This window comes from Acidovorax sp. 59, assembly GCF_002754175.1.
GTDB lineage: Bacteria > Pseudomonadota > Gammaproteobacteria > Burkholderiales > Burkholderiaceae_C > Acidovorax > Acidovorax delafieldii.
Map to the genome: position 1 here is coordinate 2,280,213 of NZ_PEET01000001.1, position 14,943 is coordinate 2,295,155.

The following is a 14,943-nucleotide window of genomic DNA, read 5'->3' on the forward strand; positions in this document are numbered from 1 at the left end:
CCCTGGTGCACATCGTGGTGAATGGCACCCCCCTTCAGGTGCCCCCGGGGACCAGCGTCGCCGCCGCGCTGGCGCAGCAAACACCCGGCACCACACGCACCTCGGTCACCGGCGCGGCGCGGGCACCGCTGTGTGGCATGGGGGTGTGCCACGAATGCAGAGTCCGCATCCACGGCCGCACCCGTCTGGCGTGCCAGACGGTCTGCACCGAGGGCATGTCGATTCACACCGATGTCGGCACAGCGCACGGGAGCGCCACGCCATGAACCGGCCCGTGACCCCACCCATGACCGAGCAACACTCGGCGCACGAGCGCTGCGACATCCTCATCATCGGCGCAGGCCCTGCAGGTTTGGCGGCTGCTCTCGCTGCCGCGCCCAGCGGGGCCGCGATCACCATCGTGGATGACAACCCGCAGCCCGGTGGGCAAATCTGGCGCGACGGCCCCCAGGTGGTCTTGCCCGCCCTGGCGCAACAGCACCGCGCGGCGCTGGCCCGGCACACCAACATCCGCCTGCTGCCCGGCGCCCGCGTGGTGGGCCTGGGTGACCCGCAACCCGGCGACAAGACCCCGGCCCTGCTGCTGGAAGACGCAGACCGGGGCTGGACGCAGCACAGCCACCGCATCGTGCTGTGCACCGGAGCCCGCGAGCTGTTGCTGCCCTTCCCGGGCTGGACGTTGCCCGGTGTGACGGGTGCAGGCGCCTTGCAGGCCCTCATCAAGGCAGGGCTCGACGTGCGCGGCCAGCGCATCGTCATTGCAGGCACAGGCCCTCTGCTGCTGGCCGCTGCCGCCACCGCCAACAAAGCGGGTGCCACCGTGGTGCGCGTGGCGGAGCAGGCGCCGTGGAGCGCGCTCGCTGGCTTTGCAGCGCAACTGCCGCGCTGGCCTGCCAAGGCGTTGCAAGCCCTCACGCTGCTTCACCCGCAGTTGCGCGCCAGCAGCCATGTGCTGGAAGTCCAAGGCACCACGCAGGTGCAAACAGTGAGGCTGCGCAAAGGCCAACACGCCGAAGAAACCATGGCCTGCGACCGCGTGGCCTGCGGGTTCGGGCTGGTGCCCAACACCCACCTGGGGCAGATGCTGGGCTGCACACTGGGCGGACCTTTCAGCGGTGGCCAGGGCCTGGCTGTCGATGCACAGATGCGCACCAGCGTGCCCGGTGTGTTCGCCGCGGGTGAAGCCACCGGCTTTGGCGGCAGCGAACGTGCACTGGTTCAGGGCGCCATGGCAGGACATGTGGCAGCGGGACAGGTGCAACAGGCCCAGGCGCTGCGCCCGCAACTGGCACGCTGGGAGCGCTTTGCGCAGGCGTTGCAGACTTCTTTTCCACTGAACGGAGCACTCAAAACCCTGGCGCAGCCCGGCACCCTGGTGTGCCGCTGCGAAGACGTGCCCTACGCTGCACTGGCCAATCGCGACGGCTGGATCGATGCCAAGCTCCACACCCGCTGCGGCATGGGCGCGTGCCAGGGCCGCATTTGCGGCGCTGCCGCACAGTACCTGTTTGGCTGGACGCCTGCACCCCCACGGCATCTGCTGGCGCCCACACGCATTGGCACGCTGGCCGCCTGCACGCCCGCGCCCACCACCAGCGCTCAGCGCGAGCCCGCAGCTCCCTCGGGCTGACGCGCGCGCAGCCGTTTTCCCCCGTCCTTCCTTTCAGGGCTTACCCGCACCCAGCAGGCATCCATCTTGCTTTTAAATATATTTGTTAGATATTAAAAAGCAGAAAGCTTTTTCTTTCATCGCCGCGCCCTCCTCCCCAGGAACCCATCATGCCCACGCCCAACAGTCCACCCGCCCCGCAATCTCCGGCGCCGCGCGCTCCCGTCCGCTGGGTGCTGGCGCTGTCCACGCAGGTTCTGCGCATGGAGCGGCATCTGCTCACCGCCCTCATGACGTTGCTGGTGCTGCTGATCCTGCTCAACGTGGTCACGCGCTACACCGGCATGCCCATCTACTGGGTGGACGAGGCGGCTGTCTACACGGTGGTCTGGCTGACCTTTGTGGGCGCCTCGGTCATGACGCGGCTGCGCATGGACTTTGCCGTGACCATGCTGACCGACCACCTCGGCGCGCGGGGCGCCAAGGCATTCAAGGTGGTGGCCACGTCCGGCGTGCTGCTGTTTGGCCTGGCCATGCTGGTGATGTGCTGGGTGTGGATGGACCCCATCGGCATTGCGCGCTACGGCTTTGACGCCAAGGAGTTTGCCGCCGAGAGCTTCAACTTCATCTACACCGAGCGCACCCAGACGCTGAACTGGCCCACTTGGGTGCTGCAACTCATCCTGCCGATCTTCTCGGCCACCTTCAGCGTGCATGCACTGGCCAACCTGCTCGAAGACATGGGCGCCGCAGAGCGTGTGCAGCACGCGGGCTTCGACGTAGTCAACGCCGACGCCGTGAACTGAGCGCCCCTGCGCCAGCAAAACCCACCAGAGCCCGACCATGATCACTACCCTGTTCTTCCTCGCCGCCTTGATGGTGGGTGTGCCCATCGGCGTGTGCCTGTGCCTGTCGGGCGCGGTGTACATCCTCAGCATCGGCAGCCCGGTGCTGTTCCAGTCCTTCCCCATGCAGATGTTTGGCGGGGTGGACAGCTATGGCCTCATCGCCATTCCGCTGTTCATCCTGATCGGCGAGATCATGAACAGCGGCGGCATCACGCGGCGGCTGGTGGACCTGTCCATGGCCTTCATCGGCTCCGTCAAAGGGGGGCTGGCCTACGTGAACATCCTGGCCAACATGTTGGTGTCATCCATCATCGGCTCGGCCACCGCGCAGGTGGCCATCATGTCGCAGGTCATGGTGCCCGAGATGGAAAAGCAGGGCTACGACAAGACCTTTGCGGCGGGCCTCACGGTGTACGGCGGCATGCTCGGGCCCATCATCCCGCCCTCGGTGATGTTTGTGGTCTACAGCGTGCTGGCCCAGGTGGCCGTGGGCGACATGCTGATTGCAGGCATCCTGCCCGGCGTGCTGCTCACCGTGCTGTTCTTTGTCGTGATCGCGCTCATGGGCTTTGTCTACAACTACCCGCGCAGCGAAAAGCGCACGCTGGCCCAGCGCGCGCGCACCGTGATGCAGGCCAGCCCCACGCTGCTGATCCCCATCATCATCGTGGGCTCCATCCTGAGTGGCCTGGCCAACCCCACCGAATCGGCCGCCGTGGGCGCGCTGGCCTCGGCCCTGGTGGGTCGCTATGTGACCAAGGAGTTCCGGTTCAGCGCCATGCCCGCGATCCTGCTGCGCTCGGCGATCTACTCGGCCATCGTACTGTTTCTGGTGGCGGCAGCGGCCGTGTTCTCGTGGCTGCTGATCTACGGCAAGGTGCCGCAGATGGTGGCCGCCTGGGTGCAGACCGTGGCGCACGACCCGGTCACCTTCCTGCTGCTCACCAACGCCATCCTGCTGGTCATCGGCACGGTGATCGACGGTATCCCCGGTCTCATCATGACCGCCCCCATCCTGCTGCCAATTGCCACCGAGGTTTATCACATCGACCCGCGCCATTTTGGTGTGGTGATCGTCGTCAACCTGGTGCTGGGGCTGATGACCCCACCCGTGGGCCTGAGCTTTTTTGTCGCGTCAGCCGTCACCGGGGCCAAGCCCGGAAAGATGTTCATCGTCACGCTGCCGTTTTTCATCATCAGCTGCGTGGCGCTGGTGATGTTGTCACTGTTCCCCAGCCTGTCGCTCGGTTTGCTCAAGTAGACCGCCGCCCAGCAAATCCCCCGTCCCCTCCCAAAGTTCTTTCACACGGAGTTCACCATGACGACCCAGCCCGCCCACACCCCCGCTGTCACCCGCCGCCATTTCATCCGGCGCCACGCCGTGGCCGCTGCCACCGTCACGGGGCTGGGCTTTCCGGCCCTGGTGCGTGCCGCCGACGCCAAGGAGTTTCGCCTGGGCCTGATCACGCCCGCAGGCCACTCGTGGAACCGTGCTGCCGTGCAATTTGGCGAGGCGCTGAAGAAGGAAACCGATGGCCGCCTGAGCGTCACGGTCTTCCACTCGGGCCAGCTGGGCAACGAGGCGGCGATGATGCAGCAGCTGCAGTCCGGCGCGCTCGACATGGGCTGGATCCAGGCCGCCGAGCTGGGCTCGCGCGTGGCCAGCATCGCGGCCATCAACGCGCCTTACCTCGTGCGATCCACCCCCGCAGTGGCCAAACTGGTCAAGCACCCCGCCGCCACCAAGCTGCTGGAGGCGCTGCCGCGCGAGACGGGCACCATTGGCCTGGGCTGGGGCATCACCGGCATGCGCGCGGTGTTTTCCACCAAGGACATCACCGTGCCCACCGACATCAAGGGCATGAAGCTGCGCATCAACCCCACGCCTGTGTACCGCGACTTCTACCAAATGCTCGGCGCCGCGCCCACGCCCATCCCCACGCCGCAAGTGTTCGACGCGATGAGCAACGGCCAGGTGGATGGGCTGGAGGCGGACATCGAGTTCTCCTGGAACCAGCGCTTCGACAAGGTGGCCAAGGCCCTGCTGCAGATGAACGCCTTGTTCATGCCATTCGCGCCGCTGGTCTCCGGCCGCATCTGGCAAGGGCTGGATGCCAAGGACAAGGACATCATCCGCAAGCTGGTGGCCCAGTCGCTGGATGCGCAGATCAATGACATCGTGACCACTGAGGCCGGGCTGATCGAGAAGTTCAAGGGCACGTCCATCGCCTTCAAGACGGCATCGTCGTTCAACCCCGACGGCATCATCCAGGAGTTCGACAAGCTGTGGCTGCCCAAGGCGCCGCAGATTGCCGAGCTGCGCAAGGCGGGTGCAAGCCTCTGACAGTCCGCAAGGGTCACCGGGGCCGCATCCCATAAGATGCGGCCTCCCGCAACGTCCTTCACGCCCGATGACACTCCGCCGCCCCTCCCCCCAGCAAGACCCCGCGCCCAAGCGGCGCGCGGCGGACGTGGCCTACGACGCCATCGAGACCATGATCTCCACGCTGCAGCTGCAGCCCGGCAGCCCCGTGGTGGAGGCCGAGATCGCCGAGAGCACGGGCCTGGGCCGCACGCCGGTGCGCGAGGCGCTGCTGCGCATGGTGTCCATCGGGCTCATCGTGCAGCAGCCCCGGCGCGGGCTGCTGGTGTCGCACATCGACCTGGCCGACCACCTGGACGTGATCCAGACCCGCCGCGTACTGGAGCGATTGTTGGCCTCCAACGCCGCACGCCGCGCCACCGCGCCGCAGCGCCAGGCCATCGTACGGTGTGCGGAAAACATGGTGCAGGCCGCGGCGCGCGGCCACCTCGACGGCTACATGCTGGCCGACCATGAGCTAGACCTCGTCACCCACCAGGCCAGCCAGAACCACTCGGCCGTCAAATGCGTGCAACCGCTCATCGTGCAGTGCCGCCGCTTCTGGTACGCCTACCAGCACGAAGGCGAGGTGTCAGAGGGTGCCCGCGCGCACATGCAACTGGCGCAGGGCATTGCCAGTGGCGACGAGGCCCAGGCCGTGGCGGGCGCGGAGCAGCTGATGGAGTACCTGGAGCGCTTCGCGCGGCGCATCATCGACCGCTAGGGACCCTCTGCACGAATCTCGCTGGCCAAGTGAGCGCAGCGGATCGGGAGGGGGTGCAAGGCGCAAAACGCAGCAATAGCCGTAGCTATTGCGAGTATTTGCAACGCAGCAGACCGCCCGAGCCCGCTGATGCACACGACGCGGTGATTCGTGCAGAGGGTCCCTATGGACCAGCCCCCGGGCCATGGGCAGTTGCGTCAATCACTATCTATTTGATAGCAATCCAGGCATATTGCACTAGCGCATCCGCCCCAAAACGCTTCAAACCGCGTACTCAGGCCAGGGAACTGCCCTGCTCCGCCACCTGCTGGCCCATCTCGATGCGCTGCTCCAGAAAGCGCCACATCCGCTCGTCCTGGCTGAACGCCACGTTAAACCGCAGCCAGCCCGTAGGCCGGGGCTCCACCAGAAACAGCTGACCCGGCCCGAGCATGATGCCCGCACCGGTGGCCTCTTTCGACAGCTCGGCACTGTCGGGCAGGTCGGGGTGCCGGGCCCACAGGTACATGCCCGCCTCGGGCTCGTGGAACAGCTCGAATCCCAGGTTCAGCAAGCGCCGCCCCACCGTGCGGTGCGCCTCGGCCAGGCGTTCGCGCAGCGACTTGAGGTGCTTGCGCCAGCGCCCATCCGTCACCACACCAAACGTGATGCGCTCGGTGATCTCTGACGAGGTCAGGCCCGAGATCATCTTGAGCTGCACCAGTTCGTCGAGCAGGTCATGCCGCGCCGCCAGAAAGCCGGTGCGCAGATTGGGCGAAATCGTCTTGGAGAAGCTGCCCAGGTAGATCACGCGGTTGAGCTGGTCCAGGCTGGCCAGCGAGGGACGCACACCGGGGTCCATGTCGGCGTAGATGTCGTTCTCCACCAGCATGAAGTTGTGCTGCTCGGCCAGTTGCAGTAGCCGGTGCAGGTGCGCTACCGATGCCACCGAGCAGGTGGGGCTTTGCAGGCGCGGCTGCGTGAAGAACACCGTGGGCTGGCGCTCGGCCAGCAGAGCCTCCAGTGCGGGCAGGTCGTAGCCGGTGGCGGTGCGCGGCACACCCACCACTTGCGCTCCCGCAAAGCGCAACATGAACAGCAGGTTGGGATAGCCGGGGTCGTCCACCAGCACCACATCGCCAGGCTTGACGAGACGACGCGCCACCAGGTCCAGCGCCTGGCTGGAGCCCTGCGTGAGCAGCACCTGGTCGGCGTCCACCGCCAGATGGTGTTCGGCCAGCGACTCGGCCACCACCATGCGCAGCGCCATGTGGCCGTGGGGCAGGCCATAGCCATCCAGCTCGGGCCCGTCGGACGACAGCTGGCGCATGCTGCGTTTGACCGCATCGCCAAACAGCCAGTCGTGCGGCAGCCAGCCGCAGCCCGGTTTCATGGGCAGGTTGCGGTTTTCAAAAATTTGTTTGAGGTACCAGCGCGCATCAAAACGGGGCACGGCCCGCTCGGGCGCACCAGTGCCGGGCGCAGCGCCCTCGTCGCCCCGCCGCTTCACAAAAAAGCCTGCATTGGCCCGCGACACCAGCCAGCCCTGCGCCACCAGGCGGTCGTAGGCCTCGACCACGGTGAACACGCTCACGCCGTGCGCAGCGGCAAAAGCGCGGATGGACGGGAGTTTGCTGCCGGGTTTGAGCACCTGCCCGGCGATGAGCCCCCGCAGACCATCGACGATCTGGCTGACCAGAGGTGTCTGGAGGTCGGGGCTGAGAGTGAGCATCAGGGGAGCAAAAAAGGGGGCGAATTGTGCACTGGGTTGGCGCACACCAAATCAGGGATTGCCTGTACAGGATTCTAGACCTGCACAGTGCGCGCAAAACAGCGCTGCGCTGTACATGGACGGGCCGTGGCGTGGATTCCAGAATTCGCCCCACTCCTGGTTTTCATTCCCTTTTTTGTCCTTCACAGCCACCGCCCACACCATGCAGCAAGACCGCCACTTCACCAACGCCGCCCTCCTCACCCGCCGCCACGCCGCCGTGGCCCGGGGCGTGGGCCAGGCCCATGAACTCTTCATCCACAAGGCCCGCAACGCCGAGCTGTGGGATGTGGAGGGCCGCCGCTTCATCGACTTTGCCGGTGGCATCGCGGTGCTCAACACCGGCCACCTGCACGCTGGCGTGATCGCCGCCGTCAAGGCCCAGCTGGACCTGTACACCCACACCTGCTTTCAGGTGGTGGCGTACGAACCGTACGTGGAAGTGTGCGAGCGCCTGAACACGCTGGCCCCCGGCGCGTTTGCCAAAAAGAGCCTGCTGCTCACCACCGGCGCCGAGGCCGTGGAAAACGCCATCAAGATCGCCCGCGCCTACACCAAGCGCCCTGGCGTGATCGCCTTCACGGGCGGCTACCACGGCCGCACCAACCTCACGCTGGGCCTCACCGGCAAGGTCGTTCCGTACAAGGTGGGTTTTGGTCCGTTCCCGGGTGAGACCTACCACGCGCTGTTCCCCAACGCACTGCATGGCGTGAGCGTGGAGCAGGCCCTGCATTCGGTGGAGCTGATCTTCAAGAACGACATCGAGCCCGAGCGCGTGGCCGCCTTCATCGTCGAGCCCGTGCAGGGCGAAGGCGGCTTCTATGTGGCCCCGCCCGAGTTCATCACCGGCCTCAAGGCCCTCGCAGACCGGTACGGCATCCTGCTGATTGCCGACGAAGTGCAGACCGGCGCGGGCCGCACGGGCACGTGGTTCGCCTGCGAACAATGGCCGGTGGCCCCCGACCTCATCACTACCGCTAAGTCGCTGGCGGGCGGCTTCCCCCTGTCGGGCGTGGTGGGCCGCGCTGACGTCATCGACGCGCCTGCAGCTGGAGGCCTGGGCGGCACCTATGCGGGCAGCCCGGTGGCCTGCGCGGCAGCCCTGGCGGTGATCGATGCGTTCGAGCAGGAAAACCTGCTGGCCCGCAGCCAGGAAATGGGCGCGCTGCTGGTCAGTGCCCTGAAAGCAATGGCCGCCAAAGTACCCGCCATCGGCGACGTGCGCGGCCTGGGTGCCATGGTGGCGATCGAGCTGTTTGAAAACGGCGATCTACACCGCCCCGACGCCGCACTGACCAAAAAGGTCGTGGCCGAAGCCGCGCGGCGCGGGCTCATCCTGCTGTCCTGCGGCACTTACGGCAACGTGATCCGCATCCTGGTGCCCCTGACTGCATCGGACGAACTGCTGCGCGAAGGCCTGGCCATCCTGGCCGACAGCTTCGCGGCTGTGGGCTGATTCCCTTCTCCCTTGATTGCCCCCACCACCATGAACCACGCAGAACCCCTGGTCCGCTTCAGCGGCGTGCAAAAAACCTACGACGGCGAACAGCTTGTGGTGCGTGCGCTGGACCTGGACATCCAGCGCGGCGAGTTCCTGAGCCTGCTGGGGCCTTCGGGCTCTGGCAAGACCACCACGCTGATGATGCTGGCCGGCTTCGAGTCGCCCACGGCGGGCGACATCCTGCTCGATGGCAAGCAGATCACGCGCACGCCGCCGCACAAGCGCAACTTTGGCATGGTGTTCCAGAACTACGCGCTGTTCCCCCACCTCACGGTGGGCGAGAACGTGGCTTACCCGCTTACGGTGCGCAAGGTGCCCAAGGCCGAGCGGGCCGAGCGCGTGAAAAAAGCGCTGGAGATGGTGCGCCTGACCGGCATGGCCGACCGCCTGCCTGCGCGCCTGTCGGGTGGGCAGCAGCAGCGTGTAGCCCTGGCGCGTGCGCTGGTGTTCAACCCCCAGCTGGTGCTGATGGACGAGCCGCTCGGCGCGCTGGACAAGCAACTGCGCGAGCACATGCAGATCGAGCTCAAGGAACTGCACCGTCAACTGGGGGTGACCTTTGTCTACGTCACGCACGATCAGGGCGAGGCCCTGACCATGAGTGACCGCGTGGCCGTGTTCAACGAAGGCGTGATCCAGCAACTGGCCGATGTGGAGACCTTGTACGAGGCGCCAAGCAACCGCTTTGTGGCTGGCTTCGTGGGCGACAGCACCGTGCTCACCGGCACGCTGCAAGGCGCGGGCGGGGACACGGCGATCCAGTTGCCCGGGGGCTTCCTGCTGCCGGGGGTGAACGTGAACCAGGCTACGCTGGGCGCCAGGGTCCAGGCCTGCGTGCGGCCCGAACGCATCGTGCTGCACCCGTCTTCCGACTACCCGCGGCCCAACGCCGTTCCGGCCACCGTGGCACGCAGCATCTATTACGGCGACCACCAACGCCTGATGTGCGACCTGGGCCATGGGCAGGAGCAAGCCACCGTCAAGCTGCCCCTGTCCCCGGCCGGTGCGCCCTGCCGCCATCCCCAGCCGGGAGAGCAGGTGCTGCTGGAGTTTCCTGCGGCAGCAACCCGCATCTACGCCGCCTGACGCGGGCTGACGCGGCCCGGCGCGCCCCGCTCGGGCCTGCCGCTCGCGCCTCGCCCCTGTTCCCTAGTTCAGTTCCCGCCCCCTGTTCCGTTCCGTTTCACCACAACCTGAGGAAAACCCATGAAAAAAATGAGCCTGATCGCTTGCGCTTCCCTGGCCGCGGGCCTGGCCCTGCCCAGCTTCGCGCAACAGCAACTCACCGTCGTGAATTTTGGCGGCGCCAATGCCAACGCACAAAAGAAGGCGTTCTACGAGCCCTATGAAAAGCAGGGCAACAAGATCGTGGCCGTCGAATACAACGGCGAGCAAGCCAAGGTGAAAGCCATGGTCGAAACCAGGAAGGTCACCTGGGATGTGGTGGAGGTCGAATCGCCCGATGCGGCCCGTGGGTGCGACGAAGGCCTGTATGAGAAGCTGGACTACAGCAAGATCGTGCCGAAGGCCGACCTGCTGCCCGCCGCCGTGAACGAGTGCGCCGTGGGCATCTTCGTGTGGTCCACCGTGATGGCCTACAACGGCGACAAGCTCAAGACCCCGCCCGCCAGTTGGGCCGACTTCTGGGACACCAAGAAGATCCCCGGCAAGCGCGGCATGCGCAAGGGCGCGCGCTACAACCTCGAGTTCGCCCTGCTGGCCGACGGCGTGAAGCCCGCCGACGTGTACAAGGTGCTCGCCACCAAGGAAGGCGCCGACCGCGCCTTCAAGAAGCTCACCGAACTCAAGCCCAACATCCAGTGGTGGGAAGCCGGCGCCCAGGCGCCGCAGTTCCTGGTGGCAGGTGACGTGGCCCTGACCACGGTGTTCAACGGGCGCATCGATGCCGCCAACCGCGAAGGCCGCAACCTCAAGATCTACTGGCCCGGCGGCATCTACGACCTGGACTACTGGGCAATCCCCAAGGGCACGCCCAACAAGGATGCTGCCGTGAAGTTCATCGCATTCACCATGCAGCCCCAACAACAGGCCGCCTATGCCCAGAACATCGCCTACGGCCCGGCCAACAGCAAGGCGCTGGCCTCGCTGGACAGGAAGGTGCTGGATGACCTGCCCACCTCGGCCGCCAATGCCAAGGAAGCGCTGCAGTTCAACGTGGGGTTCTGGGCTGACCAGGGCGAGACGCTGGAAAAGCGCTTCGCCGCCTGGGCTACCCAGTAAGGGTACGCCGATTCCACCGTGAAACGCTGACAGCAGGAACCCCTCATGCATGCCACCTTGGCCCATCCTCACGCCACCGACATCGGCGGCAATGCCCCCGGTGCGCTGCGCGCGTCACTGGCGCGCGCTGAATCCCGCCGCAAATGGCGGGCGTTTGCGCTGACCTTGCCTCTGCTGGTGTTCCTGCTGCTCACGTTGCTGATCCCCATCGCCGCTCTGCTGCAGCGCGCTGTGGAAAACCCGGAGGTCGCCAACGCGCTGCCCGCCACAGTGCGTGCGCTGGACGGCTGGGACCGCAAGGACGCCCCCGGCGCGCCCGCCTATGCCGCGCTGGTGCAAGACCTCGCTCGCCTGCCCGACAGCTCCGATGCCGGAGCCCTGGCACGCCGGCTCAATACCGAGGTGCCCGGCGCCCGCTCGCTCATCATGGGCGCCTACCGCGCCTTGCCCATGGAAGGCGCGCCCGAAGCCATCCGAGCCCAGCTCCTGGAAAAAGATGCGCGCTGGGCCGAAGCCCCGCTGTGGCAGGCCATCGCCAAGAACGGCGCGCGCTGGACGCCGGACTACCTGCTCGCCTCCGTGGACCTGCAGCGCGACGCCCAGGGCCACGTCGAACGCATGCCCGAAGAGCAGCGTGCCTTCGGCGGCATCCTTCTGCGCACGTTCCACATCAGCCTGGTGGTGACGCTGGTGTGCCTGCTGCTGGGCTACCCGCTGGCCTGGTGGCTGGCCGCTCTGCCCGCGCGCCAGGCCAATGTGCTGATGATCCTGGTGCTGGTGCCGTTCTGGACCTCCATCCTCGTGCGCGTGGCAGCGTGGATCGTGCTGCTGCAATCGGAAGGGCTGGTCAACCGCGGGTTGATGGGACTGGGCCTCATCGAACAGCCGCTGGCGCTGCTGTTCAACCGCACGGGGGTTGTGATCGCCATGGTGCACATCCTGCTGCCCTTCATGATCCTGCCGCTGTACAGCGTGATGAAAAGCGTGCCATCCAGCTACATGCGCGCGGCCGTGTCGCTGGGCAGCTCGCCCATTGCCGCGTTCTTTCGGGTGTATGTACCGCAGACCTACCCGGGCGTCGGCGCGGGTGCGCTGCTGGTGTTCATCCTGGCCATTGGCTACTACGTCACGCCCGCGCTGCTGGGCGGGGCCGATGACCAGATGCTGAGCTACTACATCGCCCGCTACACCAATGTGGAAGTGAACTGGGGCATGGCCTGCGCGCTGGGTGCCCTGCTGCTGGCAGCCACGCTGCTGCTGTATGGCGTGTACCGCCGCATTGGCAAAGCCGAATTGAGTCTGGGCTGATCACTCCCTCCAAAGCTGAAAGTCGCTGACCATGTTTCGCCTGCCCCAATTCCCCCGGTACGCCACGTTGGCCGACAAGCTCGGCTGGTGGGCCGTGCGCGCGCTGTGCGTGTCCGTGCTGGTGTTCCTGCTGGCCCCCATCCTGGTGATGGTGCCGCTGTCGTTCTCCGAAAGCTCGTTCCTCGCCTACCCCATCCACGGCTGGTCGCTCAAGTGGTACCGCAACCTGTTCGAGTCGGCCGAATGGGCCCGTGCCACGCGCAATAGCTTCATCGTGGCGCCCGCAGCCACGCTGATTGCCACTGTGCTGGGCACCCTGGCCGCCGTGGGCCTGTCGCGGGCGGACTTCCGGTTCAAGGGACTGCTCATGGCCATCCTGATTGCCCCCATGGTGGTGCCCATCATCGTGGTGGGCGTGGCCACCTACCTGTACTTTGCGCCACTGGGCCTGGCCGACAGCTACTTTGGTCTCATCGTGGTGCACGCCGCCCTGGGGGCCCCTTTTGTGCTGACCACCGTGCTGGCCACGCTGGCGGGCTTCAACCACAACCTGGTGCGCGCCTCCCTGAGCCTGGGCGAGACGCCGTTCAACACCTTCTTTCGCATCACGCTGCCGGTGATTGCGCCGGGCGTGATCTCCGGCGCGCTGTTTGCGTTTGCCACCTCCTTTGACGAAGTGGTGGTCACCCTCTTCCTGGCCGGGGCCGACCAGTCCACGCTGCCGCGCCAGATGTTCAATGGCATCCGCGAGAACATTTCGCCCACCATTGCCGCCGTGGCCACACTGCTCATCCTCTTCACCACCAGCCTCTTGCTGGCGCTGGAGTGGCTGCGGGGCCGGCGCGCATGACGGCGCAAGCCGTGTTCAACCATGCACGCATCCACACCCATGCCCCTGTTGCCCGTGCCACTTTGGCGACGCATGGCGCAGCCCCGCCCATGCTAGCCTTTGGCTAGATGTACGCGGGTCGTTGGCTACCCGCTCTGCTCCCCTTCTCTTTTCTGCTCGCCCTCTGTTTCGTCACCTCTCCCGGAAGTATTCCCATGGACATGAAGACATCTCCCCTCACACTGCTGAACGACCCCACGCTGCTCAAGACTGACGGCCTCATCAACGGCCAGTGGGTGGCGGGCAGCAGCCGCTTTGACGTGAACGACCCAGCCACGGGACTGAAGCTGGCCGACGTGGCCAATCTGGGCCCGCAGGATGCCGAGGCCGCCATTGCCGCCGCCAACGCCGCCTGGGGCCCTTGGAAGACCAAGACCGCCAAGGAGCGCAGCATCATCCTGCGCAAGTGGTTTGACCTGCTCATGGCCAATCAGGACGACCTGGGCCGCATCATGACCGCCGAACAGGGCAAGCCCCTGCCAGAAGCCAAGGGCGAGGTCGCCTACGGCGCGAGCTTTGTGGAATGGTTTGCCGAGGAGGCCAAGCGCATCAACGGCGAGACCCTGCCCCAATTTGACAACAACCGCCGCCTGCTGGTGCTCAAGCAACCCATCGGCGTGTGCGCGGCCATCACGCCATGGAACTTCCCGCTGGCCATGATCACCCGCAAGGTCGCACCTGCGCTTGCTGCGGGCTGCCCCGTGGTCATCAAGCCAGCCGAGCTGACACCACTCACCGCCCTGGCCGCCGCCGAGCTGGCCATCCGCGCGGGCATTCCGGCCGGTGTGTTCAACATCCTGCCCGCCGACAGCGACAACTCCATTGCCATCGGCAAGGTGCTGTGCGCAAGCGACGTGGTACGCCACATCAGCTTCACAGGCAGCACCGAAGTAGGCCGCATCCTGATGGCGCAATCGGCCCCCACGGTCAAGAAGATGTCGCTGGAGCTGGGCGGCAATGCGCCCTTCCTGGTGTTTGACGATGCCGACATCGACAGCGCCGTGGAAGGCGCCTTTGCCAGCAAGTACCGCAACGCGGGCCAGACCTGCGTATGCACCAACCGCTTTTACGTGCAGGAAGGCGTGTACGACGAGTTCGTGGCCAAGTTCGCCGCCAAGGTCAAGACGGCCAAGGTGGGCAATGGCTTTGAAGCCGGTGTGAACCAGGGCCCGCTGATCGAGGAAGCCGCACTGGCCAAGGTACAGCGCCACGTGGACGACGCGCTGGCCAAGGGCGGTCAGGTGGTGGCTGGCGGCCAGCGGCTCAAGAGTCTGGGCTCCGGACAGTTCTTCGAGCCCACGGTGGTGGCCAATGCGTCGGCCGACATGCTGTGTGCCCGCGAAGAAACCTTTGGCCCGTTTGCGCCCGTATTCAAGTTCAAGACCGAGCAGGAAGCCATCGACGCTGCCAACAACACCGAGTTCGGCCTGGCCAGCTACTTCTACAGCCGCGATGTGGGTCGCATCTTCCGCGTGACCGAGGCGCTGGAATACGGGATGGTCGGTGCCAATGTGGGCATTCTGGCCACAGAGCACGTACCCTTTGGCGGCGTCAAGCAGTCGGGCCTGGGCCGCGAGGGCTCGCACTACGGCATGGACGACTATGTGGAGATCAAGTACCTGTGCGTGGGGGACATCTTGAGTGGCAAGTGAACGCAGCTGCGGATAGCCTCTCGCTACAAACGTCATAAAAACGCTGGAGTGGCTCTCAC

At 66.0% G+C, this 14,943-nt stretch carries 13 protein-coding genes; 12 read left to right on the forward strand and 1 reads right to left on the reverse strand.

Annotated elements, in window-relative coordinates:
* Nucleotides 1-5: 5 nt before the first annotated feature.
* The 6 genes from CLU87_RS10260 to CLU87_RS10285 all read left to right on the forward strand — a co-directional run bounded on the left by CLU87_RS10260 (nt 6) and on the right by CLU87_RS10285 (nt 5,543).
* A complete protein-coding gene (locus CLU87_RS10260) occupies nt 6-266 on the forward strand; it encodes a 2Fe-2S iron-sulfur cluster-binding protein (protein ID WP_199170891.1) in 261 nt (86 codons plus the stop codon).
* Nucleotides 263-1,630, forward strand: coding sequence for an FAD/NAD(P)-binding oxidoreductase (locus CLU87_RS10265; protein ID WP_233193761.1), 1,368 nt, complete (start codon nt 263-265; stop codon nt 1,628-1,630). Before CLU87_RS10260 ends, CLU87_RS10265 begins: the two co-directional genes overlap by 4 nt.
* A 149-nt stretch (nt 1,631-1,779) precedes the next feature.
* Nucleotides 1,780-2,415, forward strand: coding sequence for a TRAP transporter small permease (locus CLU87_RS10270; RefSeq protein WP_099730389.1), 636 nt, complete (start codon nt 1,780-1,782; stop codon nt 2,413-2,415).
* Between the two features lie 37 nt (nt 2,416-2,452).
* On the forward strand, nt 2,453-3,718 hold the full coding sequence (locus CLU87_RS10275) for a TRAP transporter large permease (protein ID WP_099730390.1): 1,266 nt from the start codon (nt 2,453-2,455) through the stop codon (nt 3,716-3,718).
* Nucleotides 3,719-3,775: 57 nt separating this feature from the next.
* A complete protein-coding gene (locus CLU87_RS10280) occupies nt 3,776-4,801 on the forward strand; it encodes a TRAP transporter substrate-binding protein (RefSeq protein ID WP_099730391.1) in 1,026 nt (341 codons plus the stop codon).
* Between the two features lie 67 nt (nt 4,802-4,868).
* On the forward strand, nt 4,869-5,543 hold the full coding sequence (locus CLU87_RS10285; RefSeq protein ID WP_099730392.1) for a GntR family transcriptional regulator: 675 nt from the start codon (nt 4,869-4,871) through the stop codon (nt 5,541-5,543).
* 274 nt (nt 5,544-5,817) lie between these two features.
* On the opposite strand, the gene CLU87_RS10290 is transcribed toward CLU87_RS10285, so the two are convergent.
* Nucleotides 5,818-7,254, reverse strand: coding sequence for a PLP-dependent aminotransferase family protein (locus CLU87_RS10290; protein WP_099732124.1), 1,437 nt, complete (start codon nt 7,252-7,254; stop codon nt 5,818-5,820).
* Between the two features lie 202 nt (nt 7,255-7,456).
* On the opposite strand from CLU87_RS10290, the gene gabT reads away from it, so the two are divergent.
* The 6 genes from gabT to CLU87_RS10320 all read left to right on the forward strand — a co-directional run bounded on the left by gabT (nt 7,457) and on the right by CLU87_RS10320 (nt 14,884).
* Nucleotides 7,457-8,749: a 4-aminobutyrate--2-oxoglutarate transaminase gene (gabT, locus tag CLU87_RS10295; RefSeq protein WP_099730393.1), complete on the forward strand. Its 1,293-nt coding sequence runs from the start codon at nt 7,457-7,459 to the stop codon at nt 8,747-8,749.
* Between the two features lie 30 nt (nt 8,750-8,779).
* Nucleotides 8,780-9,880: an ABC transporter ATP-binding protein gene (locus CLU87_RS10300; protein ID WP_099732125.1), complete on the forward strand. Its 1,101-nt coding sequence runs from the start codon at nt 8,780-8,782 to the stop codon at nt 9,878-9,880.
* Between the two features lie 120 nt (nt 9,881-10,000).
* Nucleotides 10,001-11,035, forward strand: coding sequence for an ABC transporter substrate-binding protein (locus tag CLU87_RS10305; protein WP_099730394.1), 1,035 nt, complete (start codon nt 10,001-10,003; stop codon nt 11,033-11,035).
* A gap of 45 nt (nt 11,036-11,080) precedes the next feature.
* Nucleotides 11,081-12,343 (forward strand): ABC transporter permease, encoded by a 1,263-nt coding sequence (locus CLU87_RS10310; protein ID WP_099730395.1) that lies wholly within the window; start codon nt 11,081-11,083, stop codon nt 12,341-12,343.
* Between the two features lie 31 nt (nt 12,344-12,374).
* The gene (locus tag CLU87_RS10315; protein ID WP_099730396.1) at nt 12,375-13,193 is read left to right on the forward strand and encodes an ABC transporter permease; all 819 of its coding nucleotides are present in this window, start codon (nt 12,375-12,377) and stop codon (nt 13,191-13,193) included.
* A 194-nt stretch (nt 13,194-13,387) separates the two neighbouring features.
* Complete coding sequence (locus CLU87_RS10320; RefSeq protein WP_099730397.1) at nt 13,388-14,884, forward strand: NAD-dependent succinate-semialdehyde dehydrogenase; 1,497 nt, start codon at nt 13,388-13,390, stop codon at nt 14,882-14,884.
* The last annotated feature ends 59 nt before the right edge of the window (nt 14,885-14,943 follow it).